Raw genomic sequence first — 14,126 nt, forward strand, 5'->3', positions numbered from 1 at the left:
TGACGGGGATTGTATTCCGCTCACCAGGCTTGTCCTAGCGCCGCAGTCGGTTTGCGCGGCCGAGGGGGGGTGATTAGTATCTGGGACATCCCGAGGGGCCTTGAGCCCGACCATAACGATAAATATAAGCAGCAAGGGATTCAGACCATGGATGTCGTCTCAGATCCGGTGGGCGGCCTTGCGCATCCGTCCTGGCGTTTCCTGCCGCCGATGCCGGATGACTATGTGCTGCGCCGCCGCCTGCACGATTTGCTGGCCGAGCACGCGAATGCCCGACTGATTCTGCTCTGCGCGCCAACCGGCTCCGGCAAGAGCAGCCTGCTGGCCGAACTGATCGCCAGCCGCCAGGCGCAGGGCAGCGCCTGCACCTGGTTGTCGTTGGGCGCCAGCGATGCCGACCCCCGGCATTTCCTCTCGCGGCTGCTGCACGCCTTGCGCCTGCAGCTGCCCGGCGTCGGCGCCGATCTGCTGAAACTGCTCGGTGCCCCGGCCAGCCCGGCACCCGGACTGATCCTCGACAGTCTGCTGGCCGAGCTGGGCGAATTGCGTCGCCCGCTGTTGCTGGTGCTGGACGATTGGCAGCCCGGCAGCCCGGAACTGCTGGCGGCCTTCAATCGCTTCCTGCAGCTGGCCCCCGCCGGCCTGACCCTGGTCATTGGCTGCGACCGCCGGCCCGCGCTGAATCTTGCCGTGCTGCGCGCCAGGGGACAGCTGCTGGAAATTGGCATGGATGACCTGAGTCTGCATCTGGACGAGCTGCGCCAGCTGCCGTCGCTCGATCTCGATGAAGAGAACCTGCAGGAGCTGCACGCACTCACCGAAGGCTGGCTCGCGGGTGTGTTGCTGGGCCGCGAGCACTGGTCCGAATCCATCCCGCGCGCGGAAGCGGCGACGCGCACCGCAAACGCGCTGGATGCCCTGTTGCGGCCCCTGTTCGAGGGTTTGCCGCCCGAAACCCAGGCGCTGCTGCTGGTACTCGGCGTGCCGGCGCGACTGAACGGCGAGCTGGTCAACGCCCTGACGGGGCGCTCGGACGGTCAGGCCCTGCTGGAGGACCTGGAAGCCCGCCAGCTGTTCCTGTTGCCCCTGGACCGGGAGCGCCAGTGGTACCGCTTCCATCGCCCGTTCGCCAATTTCCTGCAGTCACGCCTGCGCCACGAGGATGCGGAGCGTTTTCGCCAGCTGCACTTCAAGACCAGCCTGTGGTTCACCAATCACCACATGCAGACCCTGGCCATCGAGCATGCCTGCCTGGCCGAGGATGCGGAAATGCTCGCCGCGCTGGTGGGCGGCTATGGTCTGGAGCTGATCAATCGCGGCCAGCTGCGGCGTCTGTACCGCTGGCGGCGCAAGATCCCCGACGCGCTGGTGGCGCGTCACCCGATCCTGCTGCTGGTGGATGTCTGGGACAAGGCCGCCAGCCTGTCCCTGGCGGAGGCCAACCGGCTACTGGACGAGCTGCTGTCGCGCTGGTCGTGCGAGGACGAGGCGGCGCTGCGCGATGGGCGCCTGGCGGTGCTGGCGATCAAGGCAATGCTGGCCTTGCAGAAGGATGACCTGCAGCTGTGCGTGGCGCTGGTGCGCAAGGTTGAAGCACGCCCGGATCAGCAGAGCGCCTTTCTGGAGGCCGCCACCCTGCTGATGGGCGCGCTGGCCCACGCGGCGCTCGCCCAGCCGGAGCCGGCGCGGCGGCTGATTGCACTGGCCCGCCAGCGCAACCATTTCCTGGAAGGTCGCTACCTGGACATGCAGCTCGGCAATATCGAGGTATTTCTGGCCTACGAACAGGGACGCCTGCGTCAGGCCGCCATGCTTTCCGAGCGGCTGCTGGAGCGTGGCCAGGCCTGCTTCGAGCCTGGCAGTTCGGCGCTGGTGCTGCCGCAGATCGGTGCCGGGCTGATCGCCTACCAGCAGGGACGCTTCGAGGGTCTCGAGGAGCGCCTGCGGCGAGCGCTGGCGGGCGTCGATGTCATTAACCCCATCGACTTCTATGCGCGTGGCCTGCTTTGCCTGGCGCGTCTGCAACGTCTGCGCGGCCAGGTCAAGGAGGCCCAGGCCACACTCATGGAGGTGCAGAATCTCGCGGCCCGTCACCAGTCCTGGCGGTTCTATGCCCAGGCTGTTGGCGAGGAAATCCTCGGTCTGTTGCAGGACACCGGCAGCGAGCGTCTGAAGCGTGCCGAGCAGCGCCTGAAATCAGTCGACTGGCCGCGCCAGGTGGCCGCCTACGCCCAGCATGCGTGCAATCCGGTGCAATGGGTGCTGGGCCTGAGCCGGGTTCGCCTGCAGCAGGCGCGCAGCCAGTACAGCGAGGCGCTGCATGAAATCACCCAGTTGCGCACCCTGCTGCAGCCCGGCTGGCATGAGCTGCAGCGACTGCGCCTGGACTTGCTGGCGGCGCTCAGCTACCAGCATCTGGGCTATCACGAGCGTGCCCAGAGCCTGCTGGTGCAATGTCTGCTCGGGGCCGAGCGCGAAGGCGTGCGCAGCCTGTTCCTGGAGGAGGGCGAGGGGGTGCGCGATCTGCTGCAGCGTCTGCAGGCGGTTGAGCGCCAGCCTGCGCTGCAGGGCTTTCTGCGCGAGCTGATCGCGTTGTGGCCGGGACAGCCCATGGCTGGTGAACAGGATGGTTTGTCCGAAGCGCTGACCGAGCGCGAACTGGAAGTCATCCGCCTGGCTGCCCAGGGGTTTTCCAATGACGAGATCGGCCGCCAGCTGGCGCTGGCGCTGGGTACCGTGAAATGGCACCTGCACAACATCTACGAGAAGTTGCGGGTGCGCAATCGCACCCAGGCGATCCGTCGCGCGCGCGATCTGGGGGTGCTGACATGAACCATCTCGAACAGGGCGCTACCGTTCGGCCGCCGCTGTTGCGCAGCAAGCTGTTTCCGACCGCGCTGGGGGAGCGGGAGCTGCTTGGACGCGAGCCGCTGGTCGACCGGCTTTTCGATGCGCGTCATCGTCCGCTGCTGTTGCTTGCCGCGCCGGCCGGTTATGGCAAGAGCACGGTGCTGGCCCTGCTGCGTCAGCGCCTGGACCGCTCCGGCGCGTGCGTGGCCTGGGTGTCCTGCGACGAGGCCGACGGTGAGCCACAACGGTTGCTCGAGTATGTGCTGGCGGCGCTGGAGCTGGCTCAGCCCGGTTTCGGCGGCAACACCGGTGCGCTGTTGCGCGACGGGCCGAACTGGCCCGTGGAAGCCCTGCTGGATGCCTTTCTGGCCGATGTGCAGCGCTTTCCCAGCGAGATCTATCTGTTTCTCGACGATGTGCATCGCATCCGTCACCCGGATTTCCCCGAGGCCGTACGCGACCTGCTGGGCAGGCTGCCGCCACGTCTGCACCTGATCGCCAGCAGCCGCTTCGTGCCCCGCTTCCTGCGTGAGGAAACGGCATTGCCGGACGGCGCCTGCCTGTTGGTCGGCGCCGCGGAGCTGCGTCTGAACCGGGCCGAGACGGCCGAATACCTCAATCGCCTGCGCCACCTGGCGCTGCCCGAACAGGAGCTGGACCTGCTGTATCAGCGTACCGAGGGCTGGATCACCGCCCTGCATCTGTCGGCCCTGGCCCTGGCGCGCCACCCCGACCACAAGGCCTTCATCGGCGGGCTGACGGGCAGCGAGCGCGACATCGCGGATTACCTGGCCGAGGATGTGCTGGCCGGTCTGCCGCCGTCGCTGTGTCGCTTCCTGGAGCAGACCTCGGTGCTTGACGAGTTCAGCGCCGAGCTGTGTGACACCCTGACCGGACGCACGGACAGTGCCGAGATCCTGGCCCGTCTGCAGCGGGAGCAGCTGTTCATCATTCCGCTGGATGGCCAAAGCCAGTGGTTCCGTTACCACCACCTGTTCGCCGAATTCCTGCAGGGGCGCCTGGCGCGCCACGGCAGCCCTACACCGCTGCTGCTGGCCGCCGCCCGCTGGAGCGAAGCACAGGGACATGGCGACCGCGCCATCGCCTACGCCCTGCGCGCTCGGGACTTCGCCCTGGCCGCCAACCTGCTGGAACGTCGGGGTGCCCGGCTGGTGGCCGGCAACCGCGCCTACGGGGTGCTGAGCCTGCTCAAGCAGGTGCCCACCGATCAGATTCGCGAGCACACGGTCTTTCAGCTGTTCTACGCCTGGCAGCTGGCCTTCGATCAGCGCTTCGCCGAATCCGAGGCCCTGATCGAGGAGGTCAGCGGCCGCCTTCTGCAGGGGCGGGGCAAGGCGCCCCAGCCCGGGCTGGTCGAACTGCTGGGTGCCGCCCAGGTGCTCAAGGCCCTGGTGCTCTTGTATCAGGACAAGCTGGAAACCTGCCTGAAGATTTCCCGTCAGTGGCTGGCACTGGTGCCGAGCGACCAGCCCGTGTTTCGCGCCAGCCTGGCCTGCGTGCAGGCCGCCGCCCTGGCCCTGCTCGGCGACTTTGCCGAGGCCGGCAAGGCCATCGCACTGGCGCGTGCCGAGCTGCGCCAGGTGGACAGCGCCTACCTGTACGTGGTGACCAGTCTGATCGAAGCCCTGATCAGCAAGGAATATGGCGAGCTTGAACGCGGTCGCGCCATCGCCGAGGCGGCGCGCAAGCGGGTCGAGCGGGTGTTCGGTCGGCGCAGCCGAGTCGGCGGGCCGCTGGCCCTGGCCTATGCCGATCTGCTCTACGAACAGGATCGCCACGCCGCCATCCTGGCCGAACTGCCCCTGGCCACCACCTGGCGCGACGTGGCCACCCCCATTGAACTGATCAACCGGGCCCGGCTGGTCATGGTGCGCGCGCGCTTCTATGCCGGGGAGCCGGAGCAGGGGCTGGCGGAACTGGAGGAATGGCTGCTCAATGTGCAGGGCTCCGGTTACGAGCGTGTCTACGCCTTGGCGATGGGCTGCAAGGTGAGTTTCCTGTTGTGGCTGCACCGTCCCCACGAAGCGGAGCGGGCCGGCCTGCAACTGGAGCGGCACCTGGATCGCCTGGATATCAACCGCTATCCCGACGCCTTCGCCGCCCTGAGTCTGGCCCAAGCCCGTCTGGCGCTCAGCGAGCGGCGTCCGGAGAGGGCTCAGGCAGTGCTGGAGCCGTTGTTGTCGGCCCAGGCGGGCGAGCATCAGCGCGATCGGCGCCTACGCCTGAGCCTGTTACTCTCCGTAGCGTACTGGCGCAAGGGTAACAGCGATAAGGCGTTCAGCCTGCTGGGCCAGACCGTGCGCGATGCCTGGGAGCGCGGCTACCGACGCCTGTTTCTCGACGATGCGCTGTGGCTGCTGCCGCTCTGGGAGGCCTGGCAGTCGGAGGGCGCCTGGCCGAGCCTGGGTGAAATGCTGCGCGAGCAATGTCGTCGGCTGACCGTTGATCCGGAAAAAATCGAAGAAAATCAGGTGGTTAACCACCGTGAGCGGGAAATTCTGCGGCTGGTGGCGGCGGGGCTTTCGAACCGTGACATTGCCCGGGCAGTGCATCTGTCCGAAGCCACCATCAAATGGCACCTGCACAACCTGTTCGCCAAGCTGGCGGTGCGCAGTCGCACCCAGGCGGTGTTGAAAGGCAAGAGCCTGGGGCTGCTGGGCGAGGCCTGATAAGCGGCAGAGGACGCCCAGCCTGTGCCATCCCTTGGATAGGCTGGCAGCTTCGCAATGCCCCATTAGTTTTAAGCGCAGGACGAGTTCGATGCATTCCGACTGCCGACCGAGGTGCTGCGGCAGGGCGAGACGAAGCGCTCCTGCTGTCGAGGCGGGTGCCGCGACAGCTTTTGGGATGATCCCTGCGAACCGAACTTCTGGAGATAACAACAATGAAATTGAATCAACTGGCTCTGGCTGCTGCTGTCCTCGCTGCTCCGTTCATGGCTCAGGCCGACCTGCGTGCTCTGGATGACGCTTCCCTGGCTGGCATCAGCGGTCAGGACGGCATCAGCGTCGCCGGTAGCTTCAACGGCACCATCGGCGCCATCGTCTACACCGACAGCGATGCCACCGGTAGCGGCACCCTGCGCCTGGAAAACATCTCCATGACCGGTTTTGCCATCAGCGATGAAAATCCCCTGATGATCGACGTGGTTACCACCGATATCGCTGGCACCGCGACCGACCAACTGCAGATCAGCCTGCCGGAAATGACCGGTCAGGTGTCCATCGGCGCCATCCGTGTGGGTGACACCGGTGCCAGCCTGGGCTCCCTGGCCATCATCGACCAGAACATGGCCGGTACTCAGCTGCGGATCTGGGGTCACTAAGATCTCCGCAGGCCGAGCCTGACAATCCGCCGGGCAACCGGCGGATTCCTGGATCGAGAGAACAGCAATGATCGAAATTCTACTGGGGAGTCTGCTGGCCGTCTGGGGCTTCACCGAAGCTGTCGACACCAAGACGGTGCCTGAGGGTGGATTGAATGTCAGTCACGGGCTGACTGCCGCCGGACCGCTGCGTGAATCACTGGTGGTTGAGCCCTTGAGCCAGCTCAAGTATCGCAACGTGGTTCGCCAGGCCTATGACTACAGTTGCGGTTCCGCTGCCTTGACCACCGTGCTGGATTACTACCTGGGGCTCAATCTTGACGAGCGCCAGGTCATGGAAGGGCTTCTCCACTATGGCGAAGCGGAGAAGATTGCCGAGCGGCGGGGATTCTCCCTGCTGGACATGAAGCGCCTGACCACGGCGCTGGGCTACCAGAGCGGCGGTTTTCGTGCCGAATTCAAGGATCTGGTGAGCCTGGAACACCCGGCCATCGTGCCGATCGAATATGCCGGTTTCAAACATTTCGTGGTGCTGCGCAAGGTGCATGACGGCCGGGTCTATGTGGCCGACCCAGCGCTGGGCAACATCAGCTTCACCCAGGCGCGCTTCCAGGACGTCTGGGATCAGAACGTCGTGTTCATCGTTTACCCGGGCGAGCGGCCGCCCGTGAATGCGCTTGCGCTGAGCGAGGTGGACATGCGCGCCGTGGATGACAGAACCACCAGCCTGCTGGCCTTCCGTGAGTTTCCGCTGCTGGCGAAATTCACCGAGAACCAGGCGACCCGGATGGGCTCCGCCGATCAGCTGCAGGAAACGCATTACATTCGTCGCAAATAACAAGCAAATCGCGCAGGGGACGCGCGACCCGGAATTCAAAAAATAACAAGGGGTTAGACCATGGGAGTTCGGGGACTGGCGTGGCTGGCGATCATCTCGCTGGTCAGCGCAGGGCAGGTGTATGCCGAAGAAAGCAGCGTCGAGCAGGCCCGGGAAGCACTAAGCAAGAAGGACGACGACGCAGACAGCGCCAAGGCACTGGAAGAGGTTTTCCAGGCCGCAGAACAGAGCTATACCCTGCTCAAGAAGGGCGAGCGCACCCTTACCTACGGTTTCGATTACTCCTTGACCCGTGACATGGCCATCCAGACGGTGCGGGTTGCGGAAAACAACGGTACATCGGTTTACAGCGTCATCGGCCAGAGCGAGGCGCAGCATAGCTTCACCAACGCCTTCACCTTCGATTACGGGGTCTGGGACAACCTGACCTTCAGCGTGCGCCTGCCGCTGATTGCGAAATACGACACCGAGCGCGACCTGGACGTCTACAGCATCGGCGACCTGTCCACCAGCCTGCGCTGGCAACCCTGGAACTCGGTGCGCGGCAAGCCCGTCACCACGTTCTACGCCAACCTGGGCTTACCCACTGGCGAAAGCCCCTACGACATCAACCTCGACCGCGACCTGTCGACCGGCAATGGCTACTACAGCCTGGGGCTGGGGGCGAACGTCTCGCATATCCTCGATCCGGTCGTGCTGTTCGGCTCGTTCGGCTACGCCTACAACGCGCCGATCAAGGATGTCGATCAGGTTCGCGGCGGACGGCTGCTGGAGGAAGTCCATCCCGGCGGCACCTTCTCGCTCAGCATGGGCTTCGCTTACGCGCTGTCCTATGACGTGTCGCTGGCCACCTCCTACCAGATGGCGCACAGCCTGAAGCCCAAGTTTCGCTTCGCGGATGTGTCCGGCGAGGGCAATGAGCAGACCAGCGCAGTCATGAACTTCTCGCTGGGGCTGCGAACCTCACCGGATCGCATCGTCAACGTCAACGCCGGTTTCGGTCTGACCGAGGATTCGCCGGATGTCCTTCTGGGGTTCTCCATGCCCCTGGATATCAAAGGCCTGAAGGCCCGATAACGCGCAGGCGGACAGCCCATGAAAAAGCGAATTTCGCCGCTTGCGCGCGCGATTGCCGGGGTGACGTTGCTCTGGGCAATGGAAAGCCAGGCACAGTTTTCACAGAACCTGACCGTGGGAAACCCCAAGGCCATGGCCCTGGGTAACGCGATCACCGCCGACTCCAGCGGCATCGACGCAGTGCACTACAACCCGGCGGCACTCGCCAAGCTGAAGGGCCGCCAGACGGCGCTGAAGCTGGTTACCGGGGTCATGGATGTGCGCGCGGAGTTCGATGCGCCGCCCAATTACGGCGAGAATTTCTTCAATTTCAAGAACGACCCCATCGCCGGCACACGCAGCCGTACCACCACCTCGACCATGTATCTGCCGGGCCTGGGCGGAACGGTGGATGTGCCGGTGCTGGTCGCGCCGCTGGCCGGAGTATCCATCAACCCGCCGGGTTCCAAGTTCACTTTCGCCACCAACGTGTATACCCCGCAGGCCGTGGGCTTCCGGCGCGACAAGGATGACCCGGGCCGCTATATGGGCCAGGAAATCGCCCTGCAGCGCATCACCTACTTCTCGCCTTCGGTGGCCTACCAGGTCAATGACGAGTTCTCCCTGGGGCTTTCGGTCGGCTTTTCCCACCAGGCGCTGGCGCTGAAACAGGACTTCCGGGCGCCGGGGATGATGACCGGTGTAGTCGCCGCCGTTCAGGATGCGCTCTGCACCATCGATGGCAATCCGATGGATGTCCTGATCAACCTGTGTGGCGCCCCCTTCGGTCCGTTCACCGATCTGGCGAACCTGGAAGTCGACATGCAGCAGACACTGTCGCCGACCTGGAACCTGGGCTTCCTCTGGGAGCCGACCGAGTGGTTCTCCCTGGGGGCCGTCTACCAGAGCGAAGCGAAGATGCGCCTGCAGGGCAACTACCGCATCGAGTACACCGACAACTGGCAGAACTTCTGGAAAGGCCTGGACCGTTCCCTGTTCGGAGCCATTTTCACCAGCATCACGCCTGACGGGATCCTGGAGCGCGAACAGGGCAACGTTTCACTGGATGTCACCCATCCCGCGCATTTCGCCACGGGGATCAAATTGCGGCCGCTGCCGCGCTGGCAGATGAATTTCGACATCAAGTGGACGGATTACGGCAGCTGGGAAAACCTGGAGCTGGAATTTGACCGTCAGCTGGACCTGCTGACCATCGCCATGCTGTTCGCTCCTGACAACGCCACCAGCCGATCCATCATTCTCGACCGGGGCTACGAGTCGGTGTGGAGCTGGGCGCTCGGCGTGCAGTACGACGTGAACGATCGCCTGAGCCTGCGGGTCGGCTACGAGCCGCGTTCCTCGGCCATCCCAAGCGATCGGGCGGACATTCTTGCGCCGCTGGGTGATGCCGACCTGTACGGGATTGGCGCCGGCTACCGCTGGGACAAGGACACCGAAATCGATATCGGCTTCAACTACCTGGTCAGCAAGCAGGACATCCCCTCGGGAACCAGTTGCAACGTGAACTGTTCGGGGTTGCTGGACATGGTTTACAACCCGTATGCCGATCTGGACATCAAGACGACCGTCAAGGCCTATATCTTCTCGGTGAGCTATCGGACCACCTTCTGAGAGTCGACATGCGCAAGTGGCTGCCGCTGTTGTGGGTGACCCTGGCCCTGCCTGTCCAGGCAGCGTCGGGGCGCTACCTGACCTGGCTGGATGACCAGGGACGTGTGCATAACACCTTCATCGAGGCCGGAACGCCCCCGACTGGCGGGGGCGGCGCAGCCGTGGCCGAGCCGGGCGGCCGGGACGGGGCGGGCTGGACCGCCGGCGCTCCGGGCGGTGGCGAGGCCAAGCGTCGCTATTTCACCTGGGTGGATGCCAGCGGCGCGCTGCAGAGCAGTTTCCATGTCGCGGCGCCGGAATCCGGCGCCGCGTCCGGCAGCATGCGGCCGTCGGGCCGCGATCCGCTGGATGGCGATTACGTGGCCGCGGAATGGCTGGAGGAGCGCAACTTCCAGGCCGATGATCGTTCCAGGGGCTATTTCACCTGGGTGGACGATCAGGGACGGGTGCGCAATTCGCCGGTCGGCCAGGCCGGTGGTTTGGCCATGCCGGCCGCTGTGCCGATCGAATTCAGCGAGGGGCGGCAGGTGGAATTCGCTCGGCCGTCGCCGCTGTTGCCGAACCTGGATGGCCAGCCGGCGCGGACCTGGCAGCCACAGGCGGCCCAGGCCGAACTGACGGAGCAGCATCGCGAATTGCTGGAGCGCTGCTGCGAACAGCTGGCGGAAAGTGCGTTCATCGAGCTGTCGGCCGAGGAACCGCGCTACGAGGAGTTCAATCGGTTCTCGCCACGCCTGAAGCTGGCGCACCTCGATAGCCGGTATATCGCGGTGAAGCTGCCGCGCTTTGGGCAACGCTACGGCCTGCGGGTGCGCAGCTTCGCCAACCGGCAACTGGTCTATCCCTCGCTGCTGTTTCTCGACGAGTCGCGGCGCCCCACGCGCCTGGTGAGCGAAGCGGTGTCCACCCTGCACCCGGAGAGCTGGCATCGCTACGCCTTCCTGGAAGGGGTGGTGCCGGTATTCGGTGGACGCGGCGAGCGCTACGTCCTGCTGCTGACCACCGAGGAGGACCGCGCGCGGCTGACCCTCGACAACCGGCCCTACAAGCGGCCGATGCAATCCCTGGAGCTGAACGAGGCCGGTGTCCAGGTACACCGGCATGCCGAGGAAGGCAGTTTCGAACTGATGGTCCTGCGCTGATTCAGTCCGCCGGCTTGACGTGCCCGAAGACTTCCTGGGCGAAGCGCACCCGTTGCTCGGGGGGTTCCGTTACGCCGCCCTTGCGCAGGGTTTCCAGGTGCGCTTCGACCGCCTGGGTGCGCAGGGTCAGGCCGCAGTCGTTGGCGATCTGGATGTTCAGCCCGGGGCGGGCGTTGAGTTCGAGGATCAGCGGCCCCTTGTCCTGGTCGAGCACCATGTCGACGCCGATGTAGCCCAGCCCGCACAGCTCGTAGCAGCCCGCCGCCAGGCGCATGAAGCCGTCCCAGTCGGGCAGCTGCACGCCATCCACCGCGTTGCCGGTGTCGGGGTGGCGGATGATCCGGTTGTTCAGCCAGGTGCCGCCCAGGGTGATGCCGGTGGCCAGGTCCACGCCGACGCCGATAGCGCCCTGGTGCAGGTTGGCCTTGCCGTTGGACTGGCGGGTCGGCAGGCGCAGCATGGCCATTACCGGGTAGCCCATCAGCACGATGATGCGGATGTCCGGCACGCCTTCGTAGCTGATGCTCTTGAAGATCGGGTCCGGGGTGACGCGGTATTCGATCAGCGCCCGGTCCCGATGGCCGCCCAGGGAGTACAGGCCCGACAGGATGGTCGACAGCTGCTGCTCGATTTCGTCATGGCTGATGATGCGTCCCGACACCGTCTTGTAGCGGCCTTCGAAACGGTCGGCGATCACCAGGATGCCGTCGCCGCCGGCGCCCTGGGCCGGCTTGATCACAAAGTCGTTGCGCCCGCCGATGATGCGGTCGAGGCCTTCGATCTGCTTCTCGGTCTCGACGATGCCGTACATCTCCGGGACATGAATCCCGGCCGCCAGCGCGCGCTGCTTGGTGAGGATCTTGTCGTCGACGATCGGGTACAGGCTGCGCTTGTTGTACTTGAGCACGTAGTCCGCGTTGCGGCGGTTGATGCCCATGATTCCCTTGGCTTCCAGCGCCTTCCAGGTTTTCCAGAGTCCGAGCATGGTGTCAGTCCTTGAGGAAGGCCTTGAAGCGGAACAGCTCGGTCAGCCGGTAGCCGCGGTAGCGCCCCATGGCCAGCATGAAGGCGACCATGATCAGCAGCACCCCCGGGAAGGTGAAGATGAAGTAAGTCAGTTCCGGAATGGTCATCAGCAGATAGGCGAGGGTGGCCGCCACCAGGGTGCCGATGGCGACCTTGAAGGCGTGAGTGCCGCCGCGTTCTTCCCAGGTGATCGACAGGCGCTCGATGGTCATGGTCAGGATCACCATGGGGAACAGGGCGATGGACAGGCCGCGTTCCAGGCCCAGTTTATGGCTCAGCAGGCTGATGACCGCCATGAGGATCACCACGAAGGTCAGCACCACCGACAGGCGCGGCAGCATCTGCAGTTTCAGGTGTTCGAGGTAGGACCGCAGCATCAGGCCCAGCGCGGTGACCAGGCTGAACAGCAGGATGCCGAAGCCCAGCTCGGTTTCCCGGAAGGCCAGGGCGATCAGCACCGGGGTGAAGGTGCCCAGTGTCTGCAGCCCGCCGAGGTTGCGCAGGATCAGGATCACCAGCACGCCGATGGGGATCATGATCATGATCTGGTAGGTCTGCTGGGTCTGCAGCGGTAGCCCGTACAGGGAGTACTCCAGGAAGCCGGCCTGGGCCTGCGCGTCGGACAGCTGTGCCAAGCGAATGGCATTGATCTGGCTGTTGTTCAGGGTGAATTCCACCTGGGGATTGCGGCCGCCCTCGACGCTGATCAGCGGTTCCTCACCGAACCACCAGATCAGCCGGTCCGCAGGCAGGCCCTGCTCGCCGGTATCGGGGTTGAAGTAGAGCCACTGGCTGCCGTTGTAGCTGCGCAGCCACAGTTCCGGTGTCTGTGCGATGCCATTGGCCAGACGGATGGTGTTCACCCGCTCCATGGGCACATGGGCGATGGACAGCAAAAGGTCGATGGCCTTGGCCTTGTTGGCGGTGGAGCGATCTCCGCCCAGCAGCAGGCCGACATTGTCGTCGCCGAGGTTGTTGACGCGCTTGATGGTCTCGCTGATGAAGGTTTCCACGTCCGCAGAGTGCTGGCGGATGGGGGCCAGCAGTGCTTCGGCGGCGATCTTCTCCGGCCCTTCGATGGGGATGCTTTCGCGGAAGATCGGTCCCTTTTCGTCGCTTTGTTCGCCACCGTAACGCTTGGTCAGCACCATCCGGTAGTAGAGCGTCTGCTCGCCGCTGGCGCGACGGGAAGACCAGGTCACCCGGCGGTTGCCTTCCACACGGTTGATGCTCACCCCGTAGTTGTTGGAGATGAAGCTCTCATTGAGGCTGACATGGCTGGCGGCGGGTGGTGGCACGAACATCTGCACCTTGACCGGCTCGCGCGGGCTGGCCTGGAACTCCACCCGGGCGTCGATGTTCCACAGGTCCGCAGTCTCGTCCTCGGTCAGCGGAATGCCGAGCACGAAGATCTGGTAGGCCGTGGCGAGCACCCCCAGCGTCACCAGCACGGCGATGAGAATTTTCAGATGCAGGGTCAGTGAGCGCATGGAGCTGTTTACTCGCCAGGGGTTGCGTCGGGGGAAGGGCAGGCCGGCTTGCCGGCAACGTATTTAAGGCCGGGATCGACCAGGGCTGCAAATTCGGACAGCGCATCGGAGCCGATCAGCAGCGGGTATTGAAAGGCGCTGCGGTCCGTCAGGTTCACCTCGATGGTGCGCAGGGTCTGGCCCATGCACAGCTGCACTTCGATGACCGGGCGGGCGGTGTAGCTCTTGCCTTCGTCGGGATTGTAATCACCCGAGCGACGCTTGATCCGGCTGATGCGCGAGACCGGACGTTCGATCGGCGGGCCAGCCGCCTCGTCATCGCCAAGCTGGAAACGCACCCAGGTTTCCCCGTCGCGCTCGAAGCGCTGGATATGGCGAGCGCTGAGCGAGGCGGTCATGGCGCCGGTATCGAGTTTGGCGGGCAGTTCTACGTCGAAGTCCGTGATCCGTGCGTATTCGTTCAGACCATAGATGGTTTTCTGGCCGGCAACGCTGGCGCTGGCCAGGCCGGGCAGCAGGCAGAAGAGGAGAAAAGGCGAAATTCTCATGGGGTCATTTGACTACAGGCGGTGGCAGGGTCGGCATCGACCAGACCGGCGAGCGCGCGGAGCGCGGAAGAACACCCAGGCACAGGCGGAGCGGATTCTAGCATGGCGCCGGAAGCCTGGCGCCGGGCGGACTGTGAACCGGGCGAAAGAAAGACAACTCGACCAAGGTTGCATGGTCCGACGCTCGTCGTGTTGACA

10 protein-coding genes are annotated in these 14,126 nt (G+C 64.7%); 7 read left to right on the plus strand and 3 right to left on the minus strand.

Annotated elements, in window-relative coordinates; all coding sequences use genetic code 11:
• The first annotated feature begins 147 nt into the window (after positions 1 to 147).
• The 7 genes from VL129_RS13265 to VL129_RS13295 all read left to right on the plus strand — a co-directional run bounded on the left by VL129_RS13265 (position 148) and on the right by VL129_RS13295 (position 10,864).
• Positions 148 to 2,832 (plus strand): winged helix-turn-helix domain-containing protein, encoded by a 2,685-nt coding sequence (locus tag VL129_RS13265; RefSeq protein WP_325413448.1) that lies wholly within the window; start codon positions 148 to 150, stop codon positions 2,830 to 2,832.
• On the plus strand, positions 2,829 to 5,540 hold the full coding sequence (locus tag VL129_RS13270) for a winged helix-turn-helix domain-containing protein (RefSeq protein ID WP_325413450.1): 2,712 nt from the start codon (positions 2,829 to 2,831) through the stop codon (positions 5,538 to 5,540). The genes VL129_RS13265 and VL129_RS13270 overlap by 4 nt, the downstream gene beginning before the upstream one ends.
• Before the next feature lie 215 nt (positions 5,541 to 5,755).
• A complete protein-coding gene (locus VL129_RS13275; RefSeq protein ID WP_325413452.1) occupies positions 5,756 to 6,196 on the plus strand; it encodes a DUF6160 family protein in 441 nt (146 codons plus the stop codon).
• A gap of 67 nt (positions 6,197 to 6,263) precedes the next feature.
• On the plus strand, positions 6,264 to 7,034 hold the full coding sequence (locus VL129_RS13280) for a C39 family peptidase (protein ID WP_325413454.1): 771 nt from the start codon (positions 6,264 to 6,266) through the stop codon (positions 7,032 to 7,034).
• 60 nt (positions 7,035 to 7,094) lie between these two features.
• Positions 7,095 to 8,111, plus strand: a complete 1,017-nt coding sequence (locus tag VL129_RS13285) for a transporter (protein ID WP_325413456.1) — start codon at positions 7,095 to 7,097, stop codon at positions 8,109 to 8,111.
• 18 nt (positions 8,112 to 8,129) lie between these two features.
• Complete coding sequence (locus VL129_RS13290; protein ID WP_325413458.1) at positions 8,130 to 9,722, plus strand: outer membrane protein transport protein; 1,593 nt, start codon at positions 8,130 to 8,132, stop codon at positions 9,720 to 9,722.
• Positions 9,723 to 9,730: 8 nt separating this feature from the next.
• Positions 9,731 to 10,864, plus strand: coding sequence for a MalM family protein (locus tag VL129_RS13295; protein ID WP_325413459.1), 1,134 nt, complete (start codon positions 9,731 to 9,733; stop codon positions 10,862 to 10,864).
• A 1-nt stretch (position 10,865) separates the two neighbouring features.
• Here the strand turns inward: VL129_RS13295 and VL129_RS13300 are convergent, their stop codons facing one another.
• The 3 genes from VL129_RS13300 to rloA are packed head-to-tail and all read right to left on the minus strand — an operon-like array spanning position 10,866 to position 13,928.
• Positions 10,866 to 11,849, minus strand: a complete 984-nt coding sequence (locus VL129_RS13300) for an alpha-L-glutamate ligase-like protein (RefSeq protein WP_325413460.1) — start codon at positions 11,847 to 11,849, stop codon at positions 10,866 to 10,868.
• A 4-nt stretch (positions 11,850 to 11,853) separates the two neighbouring features.
• Positions 11,854 to 13,380, minus strand: coding sequence for an osmotic stress tolerance membrane protein RloB (gene rloB, locus VL129_RS13305; protein WP_325413462.1), 1,527 nt, complete (start codon positions 13,378 to 13,380; stop codon positions 11,854 to 11,856).
• 8 nt (positions 13,381 to 13,388) lie between these two features.
• On the minus strand, positions 13,389 to 13,928 hold the full coding sequence (gene rloA, locus VL129_RS13310; RefSeq protein WP_325413464.1) for a retropepsin-like aspartic peptidase RloA: 540 nt from the start codon (positions 13,926 to 13,928) through the stop codon (positions 13,389 to 13,391).
• Positions 13,929 to 14,126: the final 198 nt, after the last annotated feature.

This window comes from Pseudomonas sp., assembly GCF_035497915.1.
Taxonomy (GTDB): domain Bacteria; phylum Pseudomonadota; class Gammaproteobacteria; order Pseudomonadales; family Pseudomonadaceae; genus Serpens.

Bases quoted from the DNA above. Each gene is read 5' to 3' on its own strand.
- VL129_RS13295 (WP_325413459.1), top strand. From the start codon at position 9,731: ATGCGCAAGTGGCTGCCGCTGTTGTGGGTGACCCTGGCCCTGCCTGTC.
- VL129_RS13270 (WP_325413450.1), top strand. From the start codon at position 2,829: ATGAACCATCTCGAACAGGGCGCTACCGTTCGGCCGCCGCTGTTGCGC.
- VL129_RS13285 (WP_325413456.1), top strand. From the start codon at position 7,095: ATGGGAGTTCGGGGACTGGCGTGGCTGGCGATCATCTCGCTGGTCAGC.
- VL129_RS13275 (WP_325413452.1), top strand. From the start codon at position 5,756: ATGAAATTGAATCAACTGGCTCTGGCTGCTGCTGTCCTCGCTGCTCCG.
- rloB (WP_325413462.1), bottom strand. From the start codon at position 13,380: ATGCGCTCACTGACCCTGCATCTGAAAATTCTCATCGCCGTGCTGGTG.
- VL129_RS13265 (WP_325413448.1), top strand. From the start codon at position 148: ATGGATGTCGTCTCAGATCCGGTGGGCGGCCTTGCGCATCCGTCCTGG.
- VL129_RS13300 (WP_325413460.1), bottom strand. From the start codon at position 11,849: ATGCTCGGACTCTGGAAAACCTGGAAGGCGCTGGAAGCCAAGGGAATC.
- VL129_RS13280 (WP_325413454.1), top strand. From the start codon at position 6,264: ATGATCGAAATTCTACTGGGGAGTCTGCTGGCCGTCTGGGGCTTCACC.
- VL129_RS13290 (WP_325413458.1), top strand. From the start codon at position 8,130: ATGAAAAAGCGAATTTCGCCGCTTGCGCGCGCGATTGCCGGGGTGACG.
- rloA (WP_325413464.1), bottom strand. From the start codon at position 13,928: ATGAGAATTTCGCCTTTTCTCCTCTTCTGCCTGCTGCCCGGCCTGGCC.